Origin of the sequence: Micromonospora sp. HM5-17 (assembly GCF_003762835.1) — a bacterium.
GTDB lineage: Bacteria > Actinomycetota > Actinomycetes > Mycobacteriales > Micromonosporaceae > Plantactinospora.
Genome location: NZ_RJWA01000006.1, coordinates 401,485 through 425,253 on the forward strand (window position 1 = coordinate 401,485; position 23,769 = coordinate 425,253).

Here is a 23,769-nt window from a genome sequence, read left to right on the forward strand (position 1 = left end):
ACACCCGCAGGGTGCCAGTCACCGGGCACGTCGTTGCCGCACCGACTCGTAGAGCGCGATCGAACCCGCGGTTGCCGCGTTCAGCGAGCTGGCCGCCCCGTACATCGGAATCCGGACCAGTTCGTCGGCGGCCTCCCGCCAGGCGGCGCTCAGCCCGGCGGTCTCGTTCCCGACGAGCAGCAGGGTCGGCTGGCGCAGATCCACCGCGGCGATGTCGCGGGTGCCGTGCTCGTCGGTGCCGACCACCCGCAGCGGCACGCCGGACGCCCGGATCCGGGCGACCCAGTCGAGCACCGGCGCGGGACCCGGGACCCGGACCGTCGGCACCGCGAAGACCGACCCGGTGCTGGCCCGAACCGCCTTCGGGTCGTAGACGTCCGCGGCGTGCCCCGTGACGATCACCCCGGCGGCGCCCAGCGCGTCGGCGGACCGGACCAGCGTGCCGACGTTCCCGGGGCTGGTCGGCCGGTCGAAGACGACGACGATCAGGTCGGAATGGACCGGAATCCGGTCAAGGTCGTCCGCCGGGAGGGCCACCACCGCGATCAACTCCGGTGGGGCGTCATCCTTCTCCCCGAGTTCCCGCAGCAGGTCGGCGGCCATCGCGACCGGGGTCGCCGGTACGCGGCCGAGCAGGTCACGAGCCCAGCGCGACAGCGGCCGGTCCGCGTCGTAGAGCAGGGCCCGGACCGGCCATCCGTGCTCCACCGCGAGGGTGATGGGCCGGACCCCCTGGACCAGGAACTCACCGCTGCGCTGCCGCTTGGTGCGGTTGGTGAGCAGGGCCGCCCACTGCTGGAACCGAGCATTACGCGTCGTCACCCGCAGCGCAGCCGCCACCTCGCCCCCTCAAACCGTCACCGCAGGCCACGCCCAGACCGGCACGACCGGAGCCCAGTATGCGGCAGCGCCGCAGGCCCGCGGGCTCCGGCTCCCCGACCGCATCCGCCGGGCGGGCCGGGCCGCGGATCGTGGCGCCTCCGTGACGCCGGAACGCCGCGTGGGCCGGACCCGCGGCGGCCCCACCGGATGCCGAAGGCCGCGGTCGACGGCAACCGCGGGCCTAGGCCACCGGAGCGGAGACGATTGGCCCACGGACCGTCAATCGGGCGGGCAGAGCAGCAGGCAGCCGCCGCTGGGCAGCAGCGGCAGCCCCGACGGTAGCAGCGAGGGCAGCACCGGCACCGGCAACGGCAGCACCCGGGGCGGGGTGGGCCGCACCGACGGTCCGCTCGACGCCGAGGGCCGCGGCGTCGGGGACCGGCCCTTCGGCGTGGCGGGCGTCGGGTCTGGTCGGCCGCGGCCCGGGCTGGACGGATGCCCCGACGGCGCCGCCGGGCTGGAGCGCGGCGCGGCGTCCGGCTCCGCGACGGCGGGCAGCGCCCGGCGGAGCCGGTCGATCCGGGCGCGCAGCCGTGCCGCCTCAAGCGGATCCCGTACCTCCGTCACCTGGGCGGCCGCCTCGTCCAGGTGACGTCGGGCCTCGTCGTACCGGCCGCGGCGGACGGCGTCCGCGGCGAGGGTGAGCGAGTGCTCGACCGCCCGCACCGCGGACCGTTCCGGGTAGACCGCGGTCGCGATCGGCCAGAAGACGCTCGTCGGCCCGGCCTGATTGACCCCGAGACCGATCAGCGCGGTGGTCACCAGGGCGGCCACCGTCGACAGGCCCAGGCGCCGGCCGAGCCGCCCGGGCCGGGAACGTCCGGCGGGGCCGGTCGGGTGCGGCCGATCCGCGTCGCGCCCGGTGCGGCGGGGGCGACCCGGTCGCGGCGACCGGGGTCGCGACAGGGGGCGCGTCGCCGGGTCGCCGCGACCCGGACCGGCCTCGGCCGCGCTGGCGCCACATCCTGGCTCGGCCGCGCCGTCGGCGCCGCGTGGCGCGGCCGCATCGTCGGACCGGCGGGGATCGGCGGTCCGGCCAAACCGGGTCGCTGCGGGCTCGGGCTCCGGCGCGTCGCCGTCGGCCAGCTCCGCCCGCCACGCCGCGAGCAGACCGGCGAGCGGGTCGCCGGCCGGTGCGGGCTCGCCGCGCCCCAACGCGTCGAGCAGCAGGTCGTCGGCGGCGAGGACCTCCGGGTCCAGGGGCATCGAGTCGGACGGGTCGAGCCGTGGCGAGTCGAACGGGTCGCGGCACGGCGCGTCGGACGGGCCAGACCGGGCGGATTCGGCAGCGGACCCGTCCGGTCGAGAAGAGCCGGCGGCGGAGGCGTCGCACGCACCCGCCCACGGATCGGCGTCCGCTCCCGCGTCCGTCGGCTCCGGTTTCCGCCCGCTCACCTCGTCGTCCCGTCCATGCCCGCCATCGTCCCGCTCGGCACCGGCTCCGACGGTACTCACGCTGCCACCTCGCTCAGCGCGGTGCCGGCGAGGACCCGGAGCCGGGCGAGAGCACGGGACTGGGCCACCCGCACGGCCGCGGCCGACATGCCCACGATGAGACCGACCTCGTCGGCGCTGAGACCGACCGCCACCCGGAGCAGGACGATCTCCCGCTGCACCTCGGGGAGCCGGGCCAGCAGCTCGGAGAGCCGGCGGGCCAGGTCGGTCGCGACGGCACGCTGCTCGGGACCGGGCTCGCTGTCCGGCTCGTCGGGCAGGACGGCGGCGGTGGTGACGGCGGCGTCCCGGACCGCGGCCCGTTGCGCGTCCGCGACCTTGTGCGCGGCGATGCCGTAGACGAAGGCCGAGAACGAGCGCCCCTGGTCCTGGTAGCGGGGCAACGCGCGCAGCACCGCCAGGCACACCTCCTGTGCCACGTCGTCGGCGGTGGCGTACGCGCCGCCGATCCGGCCGAGCCGCGCCCGGCAGTACCGGACCAGGCCGGGGCGGACCTCGGCGAGCAGCGCCGCCGTCGCCTCAGGGTCCCGGCGAGCGGCCCGCGCGACGAGTTCTGGCTCGGGTGCTGCGGTCATGTACGGGCTGCACCTTCATTACCGGCAGGTTAACCCGCACCGTATCGGGCGCCCGGTGATCGCACCACCGCCGGGGGTGGATCGATGCGGACCGACGCTGGTCACCGACGTACCCCACGGAAAGTGATCGAAGAAATACCGGTCTCTCCTGTTACGCGAACCACGCCGGCGCCGATGTCCACCACAGACGGCGACAGGCGGACGGCGCGCGGGCCACGGCCGCCGGTCCACGACGCGGGCGGGAGCACGGGATGGGCATCGAGGTACGAGTCGAGGGGCTGACCACGTCCTTCGGCGGCCAGCCGGTCTGGTCGGACGTGACCCTGACCCTGCCGGCGGGCGAGATCTCGGTGCTGCTCGGCCCCTCCGGCACCGGCAAGTCGGTCTTTCTCAAGACCCTGGTCGGGCTGCTCCGTCCGGACCGGGGCGCGATCTGGATCGCGGGCCGGAACCTGCCGGAACTCTCCGAACGCGAGCTCTACGAGATCCGCCGGCTCTTCGGTGTCCTGTTCCAGGACGGCGCGCTCTTCGGCTCGATGACCATCTACGACAACGTCGCGTTCCCCCTGCGGGAGCACACCCGCAGGTCCGAGTCCGAGATCCGGGCGGTGGTGCAGGAGAAGCTGGAGATGGTGGGGCTGCTCGGCGCCGAGCAGAAGCTGCCGGGGCAGATCTCCGGCGGGATGCGCAAGCGGGCCGGCCTCGCCCGGGCGCTGGTGCTCGACCCGCAGATCATCCTCTTCGACGAGCCCGACTCCGGGCTGGATCCGGTCCGCACCGCGTACCTCAACCAGCTCATCATCGACCTCAACCAGCAGACCGACGCGACGTTCCTGATCGTCACGCACGACATCAACACCGCGCGGACGGTGCCGGACAACATCGGGCTGCTCTACCACGGGCACCTGGCGATGTTCGGCCCCCGGGAGATGCTGCTGTCCAGCACCGAACCGGTGGTGCGGCAGTTCCTGAACGCCCAGCGGATCGGACCGATCGGGATGGCCGAGGAGAAGGACTCCGACGAGCTGGCCGCCGAGGCGGCGTCCGGGGTGGAGCTCCCGCCGCTCCCGCCGATCCCGCTCCAGCTCGCCCCCTCGAACGGCCGGCCCCGCCGGGCCGAGCACCCGCCGGGCCGGTGGTGCGCGGAGCACGGGGTCGTGCCGCCGGCGGGATCGTTCCAGAGTGTCCAGGGCAGCGTCCGGCAGCCGACCGGGGCGCCGTCGTGAGCGCGCCGGGCGCGGTGCGAAGCCGGGTCGCCGCCGGGCTGAGCGGACCGGGGCGCTTCTTCGCGTTCGCCCTGGACGCGCTCCGCTGCCTGCCCCGGCGCCCGTTCCAGGTCCGGGAGTGCGTCGAACAGGCCTGGTTCGTCAGCTCCGTCTCGATCCTGCCGGCTGCCCTGGTGGCGATCCCGTTCGGTGCGGTCATCGCGCTACAGCTCGGTTCCCTGGTACGCCAGCTCGGCGCCCAGTCGTTCACCGGCGCCGCCTCGGTGCTGGCCGTGGTGCGGGAGGCGAGCCCGATCGTCACCGCCCTGATCATCGCCGGCGCCGGAGGCTCGGCGATCTGCGCCGACCTCGGCTCCCGCAAGATCCGGGAGGAGCTGGACGCGCTGGAGGTGCTCGGCATCGACCCGCTGCACCGCCTGGTCGCGCCCCGGATCGTCGCCACCGCGGTGGTCGCCGTCCTGCTCAACGGGCTGGTCAGCGTGGTCGGGGTGATCGGCGGCTACGTCTTCAACGTGGTCATGCAGGGCGGTACGCCGGGGGCGTACCTGGCGAGTTTCCAGGCCCTTGGCCAGCTGCCGGACCTGATCGTCGGCGAGGTCAAGGCGCTGCTGTTCGGCGCGGTCGCCGCGCTGGTGGCGGCGTACCACGGGATGACCGCCAAGGGCGGCCCGAAGGGGGTCGGGGACGCGGTGAACCAGAGCGTCGTGCTCACCTTCATGCTGCTGTTCGCGCTGAACTTCGTGGTCACCGCCGTCTACTTCCAGGTCGTGCCACAGCGGGGGATGTGACGGTGTCGGTGCTGCGCGCGTTGGACGACCTCGGCGGGCAACTCGCCTTCTACCTGCGCGCCTTCGCCTGGACCCCGCGTGCGGTCGGCCGGTACCGCCGCGAGGTGCTCCGGCTGCTCGCCGAGATCAGCTTCGGCCGGGGTGCCCTGGCGGTGGCCGGCGGCACGGTCGGGGTGATCTGCTTCCTCACCTTCTTCACCGGCACGGAGGTGGGGCTCCAGGGCTACCAGGCGCTCAACCAGCTCGGCAGCAGCGCGTTCACCGGCTTCGTCTCGGCGTACTTCAACACCCGGGAGATCGCGCCGCTGGTCGCGGCGCTGGCGCTCTCGGCGACCGTCGGCGCCGGCTTCACCGCCCAGCTCGGCGCGATGCGGATCTCCGAGGAGGTGGACGCCCTGGAGGTGATGGGCGTCCCCTCCCTGCCGTTCCTGGTCACCACCCGGATGATCGCCGGGTTCGTCGCGGTCGTCCCGCTGTACGTGATCGGGCTCCTCTCGAGCTACCTCGCCACCCGGACGATCGCGGTGGTCTACTTCGGCCAGTCGGCCGGCACCTACGACTACTACTTCCACCTCTTCCTGCCCCCGGTCGACCTGCTCTGGTCGTTCGGCAAGGTGCTGGTCTTCAGCGTGATCGTCGTCCTGGTCCACTGCTGGTACGGGTACACGGCGACGGGCGGCCCGGCGGGGGTCGGGGTCGCCGTCGGCCGGGCGGTCCGACTCGCGATCGTCGCGGTCAACGTCGTCGACTTCTTCCTGTCGCTGGCCATCTGGGGCGCGACCACGACCGTCCGGATCGCGGGGTGACCATGGAGCAACGGGGTTCGGCCGCTGGCCGTCGGGTCCTCGGCATCGTCTTCGTGCTGGTGCTCGGTGCGGCGCTCTCCCTCGCCGTGTTGCAGTACCGCAAGGTCTTCACCCCGGTCGCCTGGGTGACCCTCTACACCACCCGGACCGGGATGCAGCTCAATCCGGGCGCCGAGGTGAAGCTGCGGGGCGTACCGGTCGGCGAGGTCCGCGAGATCAGCAGCGACGGCAGCCGGGCCCGGCTCACGCTGGCCCTCGACCCGGTGCTGATCCGGCAGGTACCGGCCGAGGTCACCGCCCGGCTGCTGCCCAAGACCCTCTTCGGCGAGCGGTACGTCGCGCTGGTCCCGCCGACCGGCCCGAGCGCCGGGCCGCTGCGCGACGGCGCCGTCATCACCCAGGACCGCAGCCGCAACGGTGTCGAACTGGAGCGGGTCCTGGACGAGGCGCTGCCGCTGCTCCAGTCCATCCGGCCGGACCGGCTCGCCGCCACCCTGGCCGCGATCGCCGCCGCCCTCGACGGACGCGGTGAGCGGCTCGGGGAGAACCTGACGACCCTCGGTGGCTACCTGCGGGAGCTGAACCAGGAACTGCCGACCATCACCGAGGACGTCCGCCGGCTCGCCACCGTGCTGGAGCGCTACGAGGCGGTGCTCCCGGACCTGCTGAGCGTCCTGCGGGACGTGACACCGACCGCCACCACCGTCGCCGACCAGCGGACGCAGCTCGCCGCCTTCCTCGCCGAGGGCACCGACGCCGCCGACGTGACCCGGTTCTTCCTCGAACGGCACGGCGACCAGCTGATCCGACTCGGCCAGGTGAGCCGGCCGGTGCTCGAGCTGCTGGCCGCGTACGCCCCCGAATATCCGTGCCTGATGCGCGGGCTGGTGAACCTGCAGCCCCGAGTCGAGGAGGTGTTCCGCAACGGACGGATGCACATCACCCTGGAGGTCACCCGGGACAACGGCGCCTACCAGCCCGGCCGCGACGACCCGGTGTACGGCGCGCGCACCGGCCCGCACTGCCGGGAACTGCCGAACCCGTCGCCGCCCGCGCCGGAGGTACGCATCGAGGACGGCTACGACCACGAGGGCCCCCGACCCGGCCCGGTGAGGCTGCCGGTGGGCGTCCCGGCGACGACGGTCGGCAACCGCGACGACACGGCCGGGCCGGCCGGCGGCGCACCGGCTGCCGGCCCCGGGCCGGCGATGGGGTACGCCGGCACCGAGGAGGAGCGGAACCTGCTCAAGCCGATCATCGGGGCCGCCACCGGCAGCCTCCCGGTCGAGGTGCCGGACATCGCGGTCCTGCTCTGGGGCCCCCTGCTGCGGGGAGCGGTGGTGAACGCGAAGTGATCGAGCGTAACGAGGAGTGGTCATGACCCGGGTTCCGGTCGCACCGCTGGTCAAGCTGGTCGCCTTCGCCACGGTGACGCTGCTGCTGACCGCGCTGCTCGCCCAGACACTCGGCGCGTTCCCCCTCGGCGGCACCGACTACCGGGCGCGCTTCACCGACGTCACGGGCCTGCTCCCCGGCGACGACGTGCGGATCGCCGGCGTCCGGGTCGGGCGGGTCGAGGAGATCCGGGTCGTCGACGACCGCGTCGCCGAGGTCGCGTTCACCCTCACCGAGGACGTGCCGCTGACCGACACGGTGCGGGCGACGATCCGGTACCGGAACCTCGTCGGCCAGCGCTACGTCGCGCTCAGCGAGGGGCCGGGCGGCGGGGCACCGCTGCGTCCGGGCGGGCTGATCCCGCTCGACCGGACCACCCCGGCGCTGGACCTGACCACCCTCTTCAACGGATTCCGGCCGCTGTTCACCGCGCTGAGTCCGGAGGACGTCAACAGGCTGGCGTACGAGATCATCCAGGTGCTCCAGGGTGAGGGCGGCACGGTGTCGAGCCTGCTGGCCCACACCGCCTCGTTGACCACCACCCTGGCCGACCGGGACGCCGTGATCGGCCGGGTGGTGACGAACCTGAACGCGGTGCTGGCCACCCTCGACTCGCGGGACGCCGAGCTGGACCGGACCATCGGCTCGCTCCAGCAGTTCGTCTCCGGGCTGGCGGCCGACCGGGAGGCGATCGGGGACGCGCTGGTCAACCTCGGCACCCTCACCGGCGCCACCGCCGCGCTGCTGGCCGACGCCCGGCCGGCGCTGGCCGCCGACATCGCCGACCTCGGTGACCTGGCCGGGACGCTGGACCGAAACGCCGCGGTGCTCGACCGTACGCTGGGCCGGCTCCCCGAGCGGTACACGGCGTTGACCCGGACCGCCTCGCACGGCTCCTGGCTCAACTTCTTCATGTGCGACTTCGACGGACGGATCGCGGTCGCCGGGCGGGGCGCGATCAGCCCGGCGACGTTCAGCTCGCAGGCGGCCCGGTGCGCCGGGCCGGGAGGACAACGATGAGACCCTTTCGAGAGCGCAACCCCGCGGTGACCGGCGCGGTCGGGCTGGTCGTCCTCGCCGCGGTGCTGCTGACGGCGTTCCGGCTCGACGACCTGACCGCGCTCGGCGACCGCACCTACCGGGCGGCGTTCCGGGACGCGAGCGGGCTCGCGGTCGGCAACGAGGTCCGGGTCGCCGGGGTACGCGTCGGCGAGGTGACCGGCGTCGGGTTGGCCCGGGGCGCCACCGGCCCGTACGTCCGGGTACGGTTCCGGATCGACGACGACGCCGTCCGGCTCGGGGAACAGACCGGGGCGACGATCCGCATCAAGACGGTGCTCGGGCAGAAGTACCTGGCCCTGGCTCCGGCCGGACCGGGCCGGCTGCCGGAGGACGCGGAGATCCCGCTGGACCGGACGGCCTCGCCGTTCGACGTGATGTCGGCGGTGACCGGACTGGCGGAGACGCTCGACGAAATCGACGAGGCGCAGCTCGCCACCGCGTTCCGCACCCTCACCGAGACCTTCGCCGACACCCCGGGTAGCGTGCGGTCCTCGTTGGACGGGCTCGCACGGCTCTCTCGGACGGTCGCCGACCGGGACGCGCAGCTACGGGAGCTGCTGGCCCGGGCGCGGAACGTCACCGAGGTCCTCGCCGACCGGGACGAGGAGTTCCGGCGGCTGGTCGCCGACGGGTCCGCGCTGCTGGCCGAGGTGAGTCGGCGTCGGGACGCGATCCACGAGCTGCTGGTCGGCACCCGTGACCTGGCCGCCCAGCTCTCCGGGCTGGTCGCCGACAACCGGACCACGCTGGAGCCCACCCTGCGCCAGCTCCGCGAGGTCGTCGCCGTGCTGCAACGGAACAAGGACGAGTTGGAGCAGACGCTACGGACGGTGGGTCCGTTCCTCGAGGCCTTCACCAACGTGCTCGGCAACGGTCGCTGGTTCGACTCGTACCTGCGCGGGCTGCTGCAGCCGTACGTGCCGACGACGGGAGGTCGCTGATGCGCCGGACGGAACCGGTCGGACGGTGGCGACGGTGGCTCGCCGCCGGGGTGACGGTGGTGGTCGCCGCGGTCGGGGCCGTCGTCGTGCTGCGCCCCGGTACGCCCCAGCACCGCCTCGTCGCCCACTTCGCCCGGGCGGTCGGCGTCCACCCCGGCTCCGACGTACGGGTGCTCGGGGTACGGATCGGCGAGGTCGTCGCCGTCGTCCCGGCCGGGCGTACCGTCCGGGTGGAGCTGCGGTACGACGGCGACCAGGAACTCCCGGCCGACGTTCGGGCGGTGATCGTGCCGCCGAGCCTGGTCAGCGACCGGTACGTACAGCTCACCCCCGCCTACGCCGGCGGTGCCCGGCTGCCCGACGGCGCGGAGCTGCCGGTCGAACGGACGGCGGCGCCGATGGAGATCGACGACATCTTCCGGGCGCTGGACGAGTTCAACCGGGCGCTGGGGCCGACGGGGGCGAACGCCGACGGCGCGCTGTCGGAGCTGCTCGCCGCGGGCCGGGCCAACCTGTCCGGCAATGGCGCGGCGCTGCACGAGACCCTCGACGGGCTCTCCGACGCCCTGGAGACGCTGGCCGACGGCCGGCAGGACCTCTTCGGCACGGTCGCGAACCTCCAGCGGTTCGCCACCGCGCTGGCCCGCAGCGATCAGCAGGTCCGCGCCTTCAACCAGCAGCTCGCCGACGTCGCCGGGCAGCTCACCGCCGAACGCGACGACCTCGCCGCCGCGCTGCGCAACCTCGCGACCGCACTCGACGAGGTGACCCGGTTCGTCCGGGACAACCGGACCATCCTCGCCGCCAACGTGGAGGCGCTCGCCGACGTCACGAACGTGTTGGTCCGGCAGCAGCGGGCGATCATCACGATCCTGGACGTGGCGCCGCTGGCGCTCTCGAACCTCAACCTCGCGTACAACGCCCGGTCGGGAACGCTGGACACCCGGGACAACCTCCTCGGACCGTACGACCCGGCCGCCTACATCTGCGCGGCGCTGGTCGACGTGCTGCCGGTGCGGGAGGTGCCGGAGCGCTGTTTCGCGCTGGCCCAGACCCTCCGGCTCGAGAAACTGCCGCTCCCCGAGGAGCTGCGCGCACTGCTCAACCTGCCGCCACGGGGCGAACCGGGCCGTACCCCCGCTGCCCCGGACGCGACGGCGGCCGGATCGTCGGGGGCGTCCGAGACTCCCCTGCCGGGGCTGCCCGGTCCGGAGGCGTCGCTCGACCGCACCCTCGGCGGGATCCTGCGGGGTCCCCGATGAGCGGCGCCACGGCGGCCCGGCCGCGACCCGAATCGCGCGCCCGGTCCAGGACGCGCAGCGCCACCGTCCCCGCGCCGCGCGCCACCCGACTCCGGAGCCGGCACGTCGCGGCGTTGACCGCGGCGCTGCTCGGGATCTCCGGCTGCACCGTCGACCCGGCCGACCTGCCGCTGCCGGGTGGTGCGCCCTCCGGCCCGGCGTACCGGGTGACCGCGGAGTTCACCGACGTCCTCGACCTGGTGCCGCAGGCCGCGGTCAAGGTCAACGATGTCACGGTCGGCTCGGTCGAAAAGATCGCGCTCGCCGGTTGGACCGCCCGGGTGCGGATGCGGGTGGACCGTACGGTCCGGCTTCCCGCCAACGCCACCGCGGCGGTGCGGCAGACCAGCCTGCTCGGTGAGAAGTACGTCGCGCTCGCCGCCCCGGTGACCGAGGCACCGGTCGGCGAGCTCGGCGACGGCGGGGTCATCCCGCTGGCCAGGACGAGGCGGTCGGCCGACGTCGAGGAGGTGCTGGCCGCGCTCGGCCTGCTCCTCAACGGCGGCGGGCTGGCCGAACTCAAGACGATCAGCCGGGAGCTGGCGGCGGCGCTGGAGGGGCGGGAGTCCGACGTCCGGGAGACGCTGCGCCAGCTTGAGACCTTCGTCGGCGGGCTCGACCGGCAGAAGGCCGACCTGGTCCGGGCGGTGGAGGCCCTCGACCGGCTCACCGACCGGCTTGCCCGGCAGCGGGCGGTGCTCGGCGATGCGCTGGACGCGCTCGACCCCGGCCTCGCCGTCCTGGCCGACCAGCGCCGGCAGCTCGGCGCCGCCCTGACCGCGCTCGGCGAACTGGGCCGGGTCGGGACCCGGGTGGTCACCGCGAGCCACGAGGGGACGGTGGCCAGCCTGAGAGAGTTGCAGCCGATCCTGGAGCAGTTGGTCCGGGCCGGCGACGACCTGCCGAAGTCGCTGGACTTCATGCTGTCGTACCCGTTCCCGCCGAACGTCACCGGCGCGATCGTCGGCGACTTCATCAACCTGTCGGTCACCGCCGATCTCGACGCGGCCGCGATCCTGGCGAACCTCTTCTCCGCCACGCCGGTCGATCGGGAGCCGAACCGCGACGGCCGGCGGAACGATGACCGCGGCGCCGCCCGGCCGGACCGCTCCGGGGGTTCCCGGCCGGACGGTCCCGGCCGCGGTGACGGCGAACGCCCCGGCGGCGTCGGTCCGGTGCTGCCCGGCATGCTGCCCGAGATCTGCCTCCCGGTCGGCAAGCTGCTCCCCCTCGACTGGCTGCCGCCGTTGCTGCCCGAGTGCGAGTTGCCCCCCGACTGCGACCTGCTGCGCCCCGGGTCGTCGCCGCCGGAGGGCGGCCTGAAGCCGCCGGACGGGGGGGTACCGCCGGGAACGGTCTTCCCGCCCGGCACCCGCCTGCCGCTCGGGACCATCCTCACCCCGGGCTGCCTGCTCCCGGGCCCGACCGGCGAGACCAGCGGACGCCGCGGAGGGCTGCTCGACCTCCTGGGCGGAGGGCTGCTGGGATGATCGGTCGTGCGGCGAGGCTCCAGGTGCTGGCCTTCCTCGTGGTCAGCGTGCTCGGCATCGGGTACGTCGGCGTCCGGTACGTCGGGCTGGGCGACCGGCTCCTCGGCCGCGGGTTCCTGGTGCACGCCGACTTCGTCGAGGCGGGTGGCATCTTCCCGAACGCGCCGGTCAGCTACCGGGGGGTGCCGGTCGGGCGGGTCGAGGCGGTGACCCTGCGCGACGCCGGGGTTCGGGTCGACCTGCGGCTGGACCGAGGCGTACGGGTGCCGGCGAATCTCCGGGCGGTGGTGTCGCAGCGCTCCGCCGTCGGGGAGCAGTACGTCGACCTACGCCCGGAGACCGACACCGGCCCGTACCTGGGCGACGGATCGGTGATCCCGGCCGACCGGACCGGCGTGCCGCTCGCCCCGGAGACGCTGTTGGCCAACCTGGACGCGCTGGTGCGCTCGATCGACGCCGACGACCTGGCGGTGGTCATCGACGAGCTGGGCGCCGCGTTCCAGGGCAACGAGGCGGCGCTGCGGCGGATCCTCGACGCGGGCGACGCGCTGCTGGCCGAGGCGACCGCGCGGCTGCCCGAGACCGTGGCGCTGATCCGGGACGGCCGGACGGTGCTGCGTACCCAGGAGGAGTCGGCGGATGCGCTGCGTCGGTGGGCGGACGGACTGGCCCGGCTCGCCGCGACGCTGCGGGCGGCCGACCCGGACCTACGCCGGATCCTCGCCGACGGACCACCCGCCGCCACCGAGCTGGTCACGTTGCTCCGCGACCTGGATCCCGCCGTCGGCACCCTGCTCGGCAACCTGGTCTCGGTGACCGGGGTCGCCACCCGCCGGCTGGCCGGGATCGAGCAGCTGCTCGTGGTCTATCCCCTGGTGGTGGACGGCGGGTTCACCGTCGCGCCGGGCGACGGTACGGCGCACTTCGGCCTGGTGGTGAACGTCGGCAACCCGCCCTCCTGCGTCTACCGGGCCGGCACCACCCGCTGCACGCCGGGCGAGACGGCCCGCGGCTCCAGCGTGCGGGGCAGCGGCAACGCGCCCCGCCCCGGGGGCACCGACCCGGCGCCGACACCGGGACCGATCGGAGACGCCGGGGACGGGCCGACCGACCCGCCGGACTCGGGGGCCACCGTCGCCGGCTACGACCCCTCGACCGGACTCGTCCTCGGGCCGGGCGGCGCGCCGTTGATGTTCGGCGCGACCGGCGGACAGTACCGGCTCGCCGGCGACGAGTCCTGGAAGCAACTCCTGCTCGCCGGCCTGGCGCCCTGACCGTTCGAAGGAGTGTGCACGATGTCGCGAGGCGAGGAGCGCAGGTTGAAGCTGGTCAGGACCCCACCGCCGGCCGATCCCGCCGGGGGCGGCGACGCCCCGGCGCCGGAGGAGCCGCCGGCCGGGGCGGAGCCGCCGGCGGTGGCGGTGCGCCCGTCGGCCGGTGTGGCCCGCGCGGCGGTCCGGCGGCGGCGCGCGACCCCGCGCCGGACCGTGGTCCGCCGGGTGCCGGCGCCGGATCCCGTGGCGGAGGTGCTGGCCCGGCTCGACGAGGAGCCGGTCGGGCTCCTCGACACGGCGCCGACCCCGCCGATCGCCGAGAGCGCCGGGGACGACGGCTCCGACCCGTCCCCGCCCGACCAGGCTACGACGACGACACCGACGTCAGAGCCGACCACCGCCGCCGCGGCCACGACGGCGGAGACGGCGACGCGGCGCCGGCCGCTGGTGACGGCGGCGCTCGCCGTCGCACTCTGCGCGGCGCTCGCCGCCGCGGGTTTCTTCGGTTACCGCTGGTACCAGGACCGGACGCTGACCCGGGCACACGCGGCGGCCCTGGCCGCCGCCCGCCAGACAACGGTCAACTTCGTCTCGGTCAGCGCCTCCAGCGTGGACAGCGACCTCCAGCGGATCGTGGCCGGAGCCACCGGTGAGTTCAGGGAGGAGTTCCTGCGCGGCCAGCCCCAGGTCCGCGCGGCCGTCATCGAGAACAAGGTGGAGTCGACCGGCACCGTACTCCGCGCCGGCCTGATCTCCGGTGACCGGCGCACCGCCGTCGTCCTGGTCGCCGTGGACGCCACCGTCAAGAACGTGCACGCCCCGGAGGGCCGGGTCGCCCACTACCGCATCCAGGTCGACCTGACCCACGACCGCGACTCCGACACCTGGCTGGTGTCCCGACTCCAGTTCGTCGGCTGAGAGGGGAAACGCCGTGACCATCGTCGCCACGCTCGCCCGCCGGCTCACCCCGCGACGGCGGCGGGATCGGGCACCGGCCACCGGGCGGCGGCGCCGATCCGGCGACCGGCTGATCGCCGTCCTCGCCGTCCTCACCGTGCTCGCCGCCGGCGCGGCCGGCACCGCCTGGTACGCCCAGCGGCAGGCGCAGGCCCGCGACACCGCGGTACGCCAGGCACTCGCGACCGCCACCCCCGCCGCGAAGGCGATCTTCTCGTACGACTACCGGAACTTCGACGCCAGCGTGTCGAACGGGCGGGCCTTCGTCACCGGCGCGTTCGCCGACGAGTACGCGGAGACGACGGCCGCGCTGAGGTCGACGGCGATCGCCGAGCAGGCGGTGGTGCTCGCCGAGGTCTCCGCCAGCGGCGTGATCGAGGCGGAGCCCGATCGCGTCGAGCTGCTCGTCTACCTCAACCAGTACCGGCGCAACGCCAACACCGACGGGGAGAAGGTCGACCAGAACCGGGTCGTCCTGGAGCTGCGTCGGGTCGGCGCGGAGTGGAAGGTGGCGCGGGCGACCGCCATCTGAGCCGGGGGGCGGTGGCGGCCGACCGTGCCGGGAGCGACGGGTCGACGGGTCGATGGCGACGCCGACGCGCGCTGGTCGTACCGTGGCGGTGTGGGTTCTGAGGTTCGGGTCACCTGGTGGGGGCACAGCACCATCTGGCTGGAGGACTCCGGCGTCCGGCTGGTGACCGATCCCGTGCTGCGGGACCGGGTCGCGCATCTGCGTCGCCGGCGCGGCCCGACGCCGCGGCTGTCCGGACCGCCCGACGCCGTGCTGGTCTCGCATCTGCACGCCGACCATCTCGACCTTGCCACGCTGCGTAACATTCCACTCACCGCCACCCTCGTGGTCCCGGCCGGCGCCGGCCCGTTCCTGCGGCGCCGGCTCGGGGCGGACACCACCCGCCGTACGGTTGAGCTCGCTCCCGGCGAGTCGACGCGGGTGGGTGCGGTCACCGTACGCGCCGTCCCCGCGGTCCACGACGGCGGCCGGGGTCCCTGGTCGCGGCACCGGGCGGTCGCGGTCGGCTACACCATGCACGGGGCGGCGAACATCTGGTACCCCGGCGACACCGGGCTCTTCGAGGGCATGTCCACGCTCGGCCCGTTGGACCTCGCGCTGGTGCCGGTCGGCGGGTGGGGTCCGACCCTCGGTGCCGGCCACCTCGACCCGGCGCAGGCGGCCGAGGCGGTCCGCCGCAGTGCCCCGCGGCACGCGGTGCCGGTGCACTTCGGCACCTTCTGGCCGGCCGGTCTGCCCCTGCGGCGGGGGATGTTCCACGATCCGGGCGCGCGCTTCGCCGCCAGGGCCGCCGAGGTCGCGCCCGCCACGCGGGTCACCGAGCTGCCGCCCGGGGGAACACTCGCGTTGGACCACGTCCGGTGACCGACGCCATCGAGCTGCTGACCCCGCTCTTCCTGGTGGTGGCCTTCGGTGCGGTGGTGCCGGTCGTCCCCACCGGCGCCGCCGTCAGCGCGGCGGCGGCCCTCGCCTTCCACCGGCACTCCCTGGCCGTCGTCGCGGTGGTGCTGACCGGGGCGGTGGCCGCCTACCTGGGCGACGCCGTCACCTACCTGGCCTGCCGCCTCGGCGGTGAGCAGCTGGCCCGCCGCCTACGGTGGATCCGCGGCGGGCAGCGGCTCGACGGACTCGTCGCGCGGCTGCGGGCGCGGGCGGTGCCGGTACTGCTGGTCTCGAGGCTGCTGCCCGGCGGGCGGATTCCGGTGCTCCTCACCGCCGCGCTGATCGGCGTGGACGGGCGGCGCTTCGCGTTGGCGAACGCGCCGGCCTGCGTCCTCTGGTCCGGGGTGTACGCCGCCATCGGGATGCTCGGCGGCTCGATCTTCCCCGAGCCCTGGCAGGGGGTGCTGGTCGCGGTGGCCCTGGTGGTCGTGATCACGCAGGTCCCCGACCTGGTCCGGCGCCGCAGCCGGGTCTGAGCGGCGCAGGCCGAGCATCCGCTGCCAGGCGGTGAGCTGGCGGTAGATGCTGTCCGGCCCGACCAGCGGGGCCTCGGTGACCGGCCAGTCGGCCGGATGAACCAGAAAGGCGTCGTTCTGCCATCCGCCCAGCCCGCCGTGGCTGCCGACCAGCTCCTCGAACGCCGCGACGTCCTCCGTCCCGGGGTCGAACGCACTGAGCAGGACGAGGTCCCCGACGTGCGCCATCTCCTGGTGCCGCAGCAGGTCGGTACGGGCGTGCGGTCCGTAGCCCCGCAGCGGGTCCGTGCCGGTGACCCGCCCGTCCCGTAGGCGGTGTTCGCCCTCACCGCCGATCGCCACCGGTCCGTCCTCGTCGCCGACGACGATTACGCCGATCCCGGGGTGCGCGGCGAGCCCGGTCAGGAGGCCGGGGTACGCGGCGTCGATCTCCGCGCGGGAGAGTTTCCCGGGTCGTCCGGGCAGGTAGACCATTGCCAGGTTGCCGGAGGCGACCACGACCGCCGCGTCCGGACGGGCGGCGGCCCGGCCCGGCTCCTCGTCGGTCGTCCCGCCGTGTCGCGTCCCGAGGGTGGCGAGGGCTCGGGGCGGCGCCACCGACCCGGGCAGGAGTCGGCCGGCCAGCTCGGCCGGTACCGTGTGCCCGCCCGGCCAGGCGCCGGCCGATTCAACCGCCCCGGCGGAGGCGGCGGAGGTGTCCCGCGGCTCGACCGCCGCGCCGGAGGCGGGGCCCGCCCGCGCGACGGCGGGGGTGGCCGCACCGCGCGGCCTCGGGCCGGCCGGATCCGGGTCCGGTGTCGCGCCTGCCGGATCCGGCGCCGGACGGACCGGATCGGGGTCCGGTGGCCGCGCCGCCGCGCCGCGTGGCGCCGGCGCCGCGGCGGCCCGGGTCGCGGCGACGGATGCCGCGGCGGCGCGCGAGTCCTGGACCAGCCGGTTGACCACCTCGGTCAGCGACTCGCCAAACTGCTGCTGGAACGTCTCGCCCTGGCTCTGCCCGTGGTCGGAGAGGACGACCAGGTGGTACCGGCGGGCTGCCTCGGCCGAGAGCCGCTGTACGACCCCGAGCACCTGGTCGAGCCGTACCAGCGCGTCCAGCGCCTCGGGACGGGCCGGTCCGGCGTGGTGGGCCACCTCGTCGTAGTCCACGAAGTCGCAGAAGATCACCGGGGCGCCGAGCGCCATCTGCTCAGCGATCAGCGTGACGTTGACGTCGCGCAGGATGCCGGTCAGCGGACGCAGCGCCAGGAAGGCGCCGGTACGTTCGATCCGCGGTCGAACGTCGCGTAGCCGCTGCGCCCGCGCCTGGTACAGCTCCCGCAGCAGGCCACCGATACCGAGCACGATGGCCCGGGTGAGGCCGTACGGGCTGGTCATGAAGGCCGCGTAGCCCCGGGCGGAGCGACCGGGCAGGGCCGCACGGCTGACCGTGAACAGGGTGGCGGGCGCGTCGCCGGCGAAGACGTTGCTGATGCTCGTCCCGCCGTCGCGGAGCAGCCCCCGCCCGACCGACATCCGGCGCTCGATGTCGGCGGCGTCCCGGGGCCGGCTGGCCACCATGAGCCGGCCGGTCTGCTTCTCGTACCAGCGGAATGCCGGCACGTTGCTGCGGTCGCCGTACAGGATGCCGGCCTGTGCCGCCGGCGTCGTCGCGGGGAGGCCGGTGTGCCAGGAGGTCATCCGGTGACTGCGGGTGCGCAGCCACCGGCCGAGGTTGGGCAGGTTGCCGGCCTGCACCGCCCAGCGCAGCAGCGGGGTGGAGACCCCGTCGAGCTGGATGATGACCAGACCCTCGCCCCCCGCGGCGGTGTCGTGCCGGGCCGCCCGCCGTACCTTGCGCATCAACCGGCGGTTCTCGTTGACGAAGGCGTCGTCGGTGCCGGCATCGATCAACCAGTTGACGATGGCGGCGAGCGCCACCGCGGTCCAGGACGCGGCGACCGCGGCCGGCAGTCCGGACAGGTGCGCCTGGGGTGCCAGCCGCAGCGCGACGTAGAAGACGATCGTCTGCACGCTGGCGCCCATGATCAGGACGGCGAGTCCGCCCAGCACCGTGGCCAGGGCGAGGAGCAGCGGACGCAGCAGCGCCCCAACACAGGCGACCAGCACGACCAGCCAGAGCACGGCGGTCAGCCCGTCGGCGTCCACGCCGGGCATCAGCCACAGCGTGCCGGCCAGCACGAGGAACGAGGTGACCAGGCTACGGGCCAGTTCCCGCAGCCGGGCCACGGTCGGCCGCCAGGCGCGCAGTTCGCTGAGGACCAGCCGGCCGCGTCGGGGTGGGGACCCGGTCGGCGAGGAGGGCGAATCTCGGCGCGCGGTCACCGCCCCACCTTGGCACACGGCCGCCTCCGCTGAGCCGGTCGCCCGCCGCCGTCGCGCAGGATGTGACCATGGCAATAGGTGGAGCGACGCCACCACGCGGGGTGACCCGGGCCGCCGGCCACCTGTCGCGCCGCGCCCGGCGCTGGTTGACTCTCCTGCCATGACGGACGATCCCCACCCCGACGCCGGCGCCGGACCGGCCGAGGGAGCGGCCGGCGAGACGCTCACCGGCCGTACCGCCGACGGCGGAGCAGGCGCCGACGGCGGCCGGTTGCTCTGCGAGCCGTACCTGCTGGATCCGGACGCCGCGGGCGTCCACGTCGTCTGGCACACGGAACCGCCCGGAACCGCCCAGGTTGTCCTGGTCGGCCCGGCGGTGGTCGGGATGACCGGCCGGGAGGCCCGGGACGCCGCGACGGGCGCCGGAGCCTCCGGAGCCGGGTGGCGCCGATTCGACGCCCGGACCCACCGGCTGACCCGGACCCGGGAGGACGCCGACTCGCGGGTTCCGGGCCGGACCTACTCGGAGGTGACGCCCCGCCCGGTGTACCGGCACCTCGCCCGGGTCACCGGCCTGGCGGCCGGCCGTACGCCGTACCGGGTGGTGTCGATCGACGACCAGGGCCGGTCGACGGTGACGCCGGCGTACTCGCTCGCCCCGGCGGTACCACCCGGTCGGGGCGTACGGCTGCTGCTCACCAGCGACCACCAGTTGGCGCGGATGACTCCGGCCAACCTGGCGAAGGTCGCCGAAACCGTCGGGGTGTGCCTCGACGGTGTGCTGATGGCGGGCGACATGGTCAACGTGCCGGACCGGGCCAGCGACTGGTTCGACAGCGCTGCCGGCCCGGCCTTCTTCGCCGCGATGACCGGGCGGGCGGCGACGATCGCCGGCCGGACCTACCGGGGCGCGGAGCTGCTGCAGCACACCCCGCTCTTTCCCGCGATCGGCAACCACGAGGTGATGGGCCGCCAGTCGCGGGCGGGGAGCCTGACCAGCCAGTTCGCCCACCCGCGACCCGCCGAGTGGGACGTCACGACGTACGAGGAGCTGTTTCCCCACCCCCGCAGCGAGGCGGGCGGGCCCCGATGGTGGTCACGGACGATCGGCAACGTCCACCTCGTCACGCTCTTCGTCACCGGGATCTGGCGGCCGCACGTGGCGGACGGCCCCAGCACGTTCGCCGAGGGCGCGGCGGACCTGGCGCACCCGGAGCGCTGGGGTTACGGCCGGTTCATCTTCGAGCCGGTGCACCGGGGCTCGGCGCAGTACCGCTGGCTGGCGCGGGAACTCACCTCGGAGGCGGCCCGCGCCGCCCGGTTCCGGGTGGTGATGTTCCACCACTCCAGCCACGGACTCGGGGACAACTCGACGCCCGCGTTCACCGACCCGGTCCAGCGTGTCGAGCGCGACCCGGCGACCGGCGCGGTCACCGTCGTCCGGTACGCCTATCCGCTCGCCGAGGATTACGTCCTGCGCGACCTGGAGCCGCTCTTCTCCGCCTCCGGCGTACACCTGGTGCACACCGGCCACACCCACCTGTGGAACCGGTTCCGCAATGCCGCGGGGGTGAACTGGCTGGAGACCTCGAACGTCGGCAACAGCTACGGCGCGTACGACGTGACGTCCGGGTTGTCCCGGCCGCTGCCGGACGGCCCGGACCACGTCCGGCAGGGTGACCCGGGCGGGCTGCGCCCGATCGTGCCGACGATCGCGCCGCTCACCGACTCAGCGGGTACCCCGCTGCCGTACGTCGCCAGCAACGACATCACGGTCTTCTCGATCCTGGACTCGGCGGCCGGGGTGGTCCGGTCGTACCGGTTCGACACCCGGGAGCCGGACGCGCCGGCGCTGCTGTTCGACGAGTTCCCGCTGGCCTGACGGCGGCATCCGATGCTCGGGCTCCTCCCGTCCGCCCGGCGGTCCGGCTCATCTCCGGCTCATCCCGTCCGCCCGGCGGTCCGGCTCGGCCGGCTCAGTCCGGCGGCTCCGGTGGGCTCACCGTCTGGTCGGAGCGGCGCCGTTCCAGGAACGAGTCGGGCGCCGCCGACGCCTCGGCGATGTGCCGGTCAACCCCATCCGTCCGGGGATCGGACTCGGCCAGCGCCGCGGCACCCGCCTCCCGCCGGTCGGACTCGGCCAGGATCGCCGCCGCCTGCGCCTCCGGGTCGTCGCTCCCGACGGAGCGCTCCTCCGGCAGCAGGTGGTCGGCCCGGTACTCGACCCGGTCGCCGTGCTGTTCGCTCATGCGCCGGTCATACCCGCCTCGGCCCGTCGTCACGCCGCCGTCGGGCCGGTCGCCGTGCCGTGACCCCGGTCAGTCGTCCCGACGAATCCCCTTGAGGTGGCGGCCCAGCTCCCGGGCGATCTCCCGGTTCGCGTCCCGCTCGGCCAGGACCTGCCGCTTGTCGTACGACCGCCGGCCCCGGGCGATGCCGAGCTCGACCTTCGCCCAACCGTTCTCGAAGTACAGCGACAGGGGCACCAGCGTCAGGCCGGGCTCCCGGACCCGGCTCAGGATCCGGTCGATCTCCGCCCGCCGCAGCAGCAGCTTACGCATCCGGCGCGGCTGGTGGTTGGTCCACGTCCCGTACACGTACTCCGCGATGTGCAATCCGTACAGCCAGATCTCGCCGTCCCGCTCCTGGGCGAAGGCGTCGACCAGCGAGGCGTGCCCGGCCCGCAGCGACTTCACCTCGGTGCCGCGCAGCACGATCCCCGCCTCGTACGTCTTCAGAATCGTGTAGTCGTGCCGGGCCTTCCGGTTCGTGGCGATGACCTGCCGGCTGTGTCGTCTGGACGTGACGGCTCCCTCCCCGCCCACCCATCGATGAACGGGGGGCCCCAGACGCGAACGGCGCCACGCTGCCCGAACCCGCTACCCCACCCTGGCCTGCCTCAGGGCCGGCTGGCGCGGACCGCCAGCACCTGTAACAGGGGCGTACGACACCTGACCCCATCCCGGACCCGGCCACCAGCAGGCCCACACCATTCGCCAGACGGATGTGCCCCGAGCCGCCAAGTCACCAGGGCCCCGGTCGTCGATCTTCCGCCGGTGACTGGCCCACGGCAACTGTGGCCAGCGGTCAGCCGCCCACGTCATATGCCGGAAGGGCATACGTGATGCTCGAGCGCCGGGATGGTGAACGGCTGTCCGGCGCGTGGCCATTCGGCGGTGAGCCGATCCATGCTGTCGCCGAACGCGCGCATGAGCATCGCGACGGCGGGCTGGTCCGGGTCGAGCCCGAGCAGCAGGCAGGTGTCGCGTAGGCCCTCGCTGCGGGCGGCCTCGAACTCCGCGGTGGCCTCGGGGGTGCCCGCGTGCGTGAGGATCAGGTTCAGGGCCAGCTCGGGGTGGGCCGCCAGGTAGCTGAAGTGGTCTCTCCAGTGGGCGCGCAGGCGCTCGCCCGGCGGCAGTTCCGGGTCGGTCGCCGCGAGGTCCCGATTTCACCTGTCACCGCCACTCCCCCGGCCCGCCGCTCTGGACCAGCAGGACGACCCGCAGGGCGCGCCCGCCCCGGCGCGTCGGCGACGCCCGACGCCCCCAGCGTGGACGCCCACGACCCGAGCCTCACCACCGACCGGGCTCCCCGATGGGGGCGCGCGTCAGCCGGGCATTGGGATCGGCGCCGAGGGACAGCGGCGAGGGCGGGACGTCGGCGCGGACGAGGAGGTCACCCACGGCGGCGATCATGGCGCCGTTGTCGGTGCAGAGCCGGGGTGCAGGGACGCGCAGGGTGACGCCGGCGGCGGCGCAGCGCTGCTCGGCGAGGGTCCGTACACGACTGTTGGCGGCGACGCCGCCGACGAGCAGCAGGGTGTCGATGTCGTGGTCGCGGCAGGCGTCGACGGCCTTGCGGGTGAGGGTGTCGGCGACGGCTTCCTGGAAGGATGCCGCGATGTCGGCGACCGGTAGCGGGCCCGGGTGCCGTTCGATCCAGCGGGCGACGGCGGTCTTCAGGCCGGAGAAGGAGAACCGGTAGGGCGGGTCGCCGGGCGCGGTCATGGGGCGGGGAAAGGCGATGGCGGTGGGGTCGCCGTGGCGGGCCATGGCGTCGATGGCCGGGCCGCCCGGGTATGGCAGGCCGAGCAGGCGGGCGACCTTGTCGAAGGCTTCGCCGGCCGCGTCGTCGGCGGTGTCGCCGAGGTGGATGACGGGGTCGCGGGCGAGGTCGGCGAGCAGCAGCAGGCTGGTGTGGCCACCGGAGACGATCAGCGCGATGCTGCGCTCGGGCAGCGGGCCGTGGTCGAGGATGTCGGCGGCGGCGTGACCCGCGAGGTGATGTACGCCGTAGAGGGGAAGGCCGAGGGCCAGGGCATAGGCCTTGGCCGCGGCGAGGCCGACCTGTACGGCGGTGGCGAGCCCGGGGCCGGCGGTGGCGGCGACGGCGTCGATGTCGGCGAAGCGGATACCGGCGCGGTCGAGGGCGTGGCGCACCATCGGGGTGATGGCGTGCAGGTGGGCGCGGGCGGCGATCTCGGGCACGACGCCACCGAAGCGGGCGTGCTCGTCCATGCTCGTGGCGAGCGCGTCGCCGAGCAGGACGCCGTCGGCGACGATGCCGACGCCGGTCTCGTCGCAGGACGTCTCGATGCCGAGGACGACGGGCACCGGTCAGCCCTGATTCGTGCCGACGCCGACGCCGGGGTGCTCGGCCGCGGCGGCCAGCAGCCGTTTGCGGAGGCGGGCGGGTAGCCGGTCGACGTAGACGAGTCCGTCGAGGTGGTCGACCTCGTGTTGCAGACACCGGGCGAGGGTTCCGGTGCCGTCGATCCGGACCGGCTGGCCGTGCACGTCGACGCCGGTGACGGTGGCGGTGGCCGGCCGAGTGACCTCGGCGTACTGGCCGGGTACGGACAGGCAGCCCTCGGAGTCGGTGACGAGGACGCGTTGCTCGGGCAGGTGCAGGACCGGGTTGATCACGTGGGCGACGGCGCGTGCACCGGTGGCGTCGGGGCAGTCGAGCACGAAGATCCGGGCGTCGACGCCGATCTGGTTGGCGGCCAGTCCGACGCCGTTGGCGGCGTACATGCTGGCGAACATGTCTGCGACGAGTTGGGCGAGGGCGTCGTCGAAGACGGTCACCTCGGCGCAGCGACGGTGCAGCACCGGGGTGCCGTACCGCGTGACGGGTCGTGGGGTGCCGGTGGGCGTCTGCACGGTGGCCCATACTATGCAACCACCAGCTAGTTGCAAAGGTATGGCAACTACCAAAGACTTGCAGTTAGGGCGGATGGTATGCGGACGGCGGAGATCAAGCGGCGTTTTCTGGCGCACTTCGAGGCCAACGGTCATGCCGTGGTGCCGTCCGCTCCGCTGCCGGCGGTTGATGATCCGAAT

22 protein-coding genes and 1 pseudogene are annotated in these 23,769 nt (G+C 74.3%); 15 read left to right on the plus strand and 8 right to left on the minus strand.

What is annotated here, in order from left to right; translation table 11 throughout:
* Positions 1-18 precede the first annotated feature (18 nt).
* The 3 genes from EF879_RS19605 to shbA form a co-directional block, all read right to left on the minus strand.
* Positions 19-840, minus strand: a complete 822-nt coding sequence (locus EF879_RS19605; RefSeq protein ID WP_123560644.1) for a TrmH family RNA methyltransferase — start codon at positions 838-840, stop codon at positions 19-21.
* A 261-nt stretch (positions 841-1,101) separates the two neighbouring features.
* Positions 1,102-2,337 carry a hypothetical protein gene (locus EF879_RS19610; protein WP_123560646.1) on the minus strand — a complete coding sequence of 412 codons (1,236 nt, stop codon included), beginning with the start codon at positions 2,335-2,337 and terminating at the stop codon, positions 1,102-1,104.
* The gene (gene shbA, locus EF879_RS19615) at positions 2,334-2,912 is read right to left on the minus strand and encodes an RNA polymerase sigma factor ShbA (RefSeq protein ID WP_123560648.1); all 579 of its coding nucleotides are present in this window, start codon (positions 2,910-2,912) and stop codon (positions 2,334-2,336) included. Before shbA ends, EF879_RS19610 begins: the two co-directional genes overlap by 4 nt.
* Positions 2,913-3,163: 251 nt before the next feature.
* On the opposite strand from shbA, the gene EF879_RS19620 reads away from it, so the two are divergent.
* The 13 genes from EF879_RS19620 to EF879_RS19680 all read left to right on the plus strand — a co-directional run bounded on the left by EF879_RS19620 (position 3,164) and on the right by EF879_RS19680 (position 16,102).
* Positions 3,164-4,138, plus strand: coding sequence for an ABC transporter ATP-binding protein (locus tag EF879_RS19620; protein WP_123560650.1), 975 nt, complete (start codon positions 3,164-3,166; stop codon positions 4,136-4,138).
* A gap of 38 nt (positions 4,139-4,176) precedes the next feature.
* Positions 4,177-4,926 (plus strand): ABC transporter permease, encoded by a 750-nt coding sequence (locus EF879_RS19625; RefSeq protein ID WP_199736528.1) that lies wholly within the window; start codon positions 4,177-4,179, stop codon positions 4,924-4,926.
* Positions 4,927-4,928: 2 nt separating this feature from the next.
* Complete coding sequence (locus EF879_RS19630) at positions 4,929-5,732, plus strand: ABC transporter permease (protein ID WP_123560815.1); 804 nt, start codon at positions 4,929-4,931, stop codon at positions 5,730-5,732.
* Positions 5,733-5,734: 2 nt separating this feature from the next.
* Complete coding sequence (locus EF879_RS19635) at positions 5,735-7,087, plus strand: MCE family protein (protein WP_123560652.1); 1,353 nt, start codon at positions 5,735-5,737, stop codon at positions 7,085-7,087.
* A gap of 22 nt (positions 7,088-7,109) precedes the next feature.
* A complete protein-coding gene (locus tag EF879_RS19640; RefSeq protein ID WP_123560654.1) occupies positions 7,110-8,147 on the plus strand; it encodes an MCE family protein in 1,038 nt (345 codons plus the stop codon).
* Entirely contained in the window at positions 8,144-9,130 is a 987-nt protein-coding gene (locus EF879_RS19645) for an MCE family protein (RefSeq protein ID WP_123560656.1), read from the plus strand. The genes EF879_RS19640 and EF879_RS19645 overlap by 4 nt, the downstream gene beginning before the upstream one ends.
* Positions 9,130-10,392, plus strand: coding sequence for an MCE family protein (locus tag EF879_RS19650; RefSeq protein WP_123560658.1), 1,263 nt, complete (start codon positions 9,130-9,132; stop codon positions 10,390-10,392). The genes EF879_RS19645 and EF879_RS19650 overlap by 1 nt, the downstream gene beginning before the upstream one ends.
* Positions 10,389-11,921 carry an MCE family protein gene (locus tag EF879_RS19655; protein WP_123560660.1) on the plus strand — a complete coding sequence of 511 codons (1,533 nt, stop codon included), beginning with the start codon at positions 10,389-10,391 and terminating at the stop codon, positions 11,919-11,921. The genes EF879_RS19650 and EF879_RS19655 overlap by 4 nt, the downstream gene beginning before the upstream one ends.
* Complete coding sequence (locus EF879_RS19660) at positions 11,918-13,195, plus strand: MCE family protein (protein ID WP_123560662.1); 1,278 nt, start codon at positions 11,918-11,920, stop codon at positions 13,193-13,195. Before EF879_RS19655 ends, EF879_RS19660 begins: the two co-directional genes overlap by 4 nt.
* A 21-nt stretch (positions 13,196-13,216) precedes the next feature.
* Complete coding sequence (locus tag EF879_RS19665; RefSeq protein ID WP_123560664.1) at positions 13,217-14,113, plus strand: hypothetical protein; 897 nt, start codon at positions 13,217-13,219, stop codon at positions 14,111-14,113.
* A 13-nt stretch (positions 14,114-14,126) separates the two neighbouring features.
* Positions 14,127-14,684, plus strand: a complete 558-nt coding sequence (locus tag EF879_RS19670) for a hypothetical protein (RefSeq protein WP_123560666.1) — start codon at positions 14,127-14,129, stop codon at positions 14,682-14,684.
* Between the two features lie 90 nt (positions 14,685-14,774).
* The gene (locus EF879_RS19675) at positions 14,775-15,548 is read left to right on the plus strand and encodes an MBL fold metallo-hydrolase (RefSeq protein ID WP_123560668.1); all 774 of its coding nucleotides are present in this window, start codon (positions 14,775-14,777) and stop codon (positions 15,546-15,548) included.
* A 56-nt stretch (positions 15,549-15,604) separates the two neighbouring features.
* On the plus strand, positions 15,605-16,102 hold the full coding sequence (locus EF879_RS19680) for a DedA family protein (protein ID WP_233604597.1): 498 nt from the start codon (positions 15,605-15,607) through the stop codon (positions 16,100-16,102).
* 957 nt (positions 16,103-17,059) lie between these two features.
* Here EF879_RS19680 and EF879_RS28875 read toward each other — a convergent pair.
* A pseudogene (locus EF879_RS28875) lies at positions 17,060-18,589 on the minus strand (alkaline phosphatase family protein); the annotation flags it as partial.
* Between EF879_RS28875 and EF879_RS19690 the strand changes: the two are divergent.
* Positions 18,588-20,309, plus strand: a complete 1,722-nt coding sequence (locus tag EF879_RS19690) for a metallophosphoesterase (protein ID WP_123560670.1) — start codon at positions 18,588-18,590, stop codon at positions 20,307-20,309. The pseudogene EF879_RS28875 and the gene EF879_RS19690 sit on opposite strands and share 2 nt — an antisense overlap.
* Before the next feature lie 94 nt (positions 20,310-20,403).
* Here EF879_RS19690 and EF879_RS19695 read toward each other — a convergent pair whose 3' ends face one another.
* Positions 20,404-20,676, minus strand: a complete 273-nt coding sequence (locus EF879_RS19695) for a hypothetical protein (RefSeq protein WP_123560672.1) — start codon at positions 20,674-20,676, stop codon at positions 20,404-20,406.
* Between the two features lie 69 nt (positions 20,677-20,745).
* On the minus strand, positions 20,746-21,252 hold the full coding sequence (gene smpB / locus EF879_RS19700) for an SsrA-binding protein SmpB (protein ID WP_123560674.1): 507 nt from the start codon (positions 21,250-21,252) through the stop codon (positions 20,746-20,748).
* A 296-nt stretch (positions 21,253-21,548) separates the two neighbouring features.
* Here smpB and EF879_RS27315 point away from each other — a divergent pair, with 296 nt between their 5' ends.
* Positions 21,549-21,698, plus strand: coding sequence for a hypothetical protein (locus tag EF879_RS27315; RefSeq protein ID WP_158624210.1), 150 nt, complete (start codon positions 21,549-21,551; stop codon positions 21,696-21,698).
* A gap of 301 nt (positions 21,699-21,999) precedes the next feature.
* Here EF879_RS27315 and tsaD read toward each other — a convergent pair whose 3' ends face one another.
* The gene (gene tsaD / locus EF879_RS19705) at positions 22,000-23,040 is read right to left on the minus strand and encodes a tRNA (adenosine(37)-N6)-threonylcarbamoyltransferase complex transferase subunit TsaD (protein WP_123560676.1); all 1,041 of its coding nucleotides are present in this window, start codon (positions 23,038-23,040) and stop codon (positions 22,000-22,002) included.
* A gap of 3 nt (positions 23,041-23,043) precedes the next feature.
* Positions 23,044-23,589, minus strand: a complete 546-nt coding sequence (gene def, locus EF879_RS19710; protein WP_199736514.1) for a peptide deformylase — start codon at positions 23,587-23,589, stop codon at positions 23,044-23,046.
* Between the last annotated feature and the right edge of the window lie 180 nt (positions 23,590-23,769).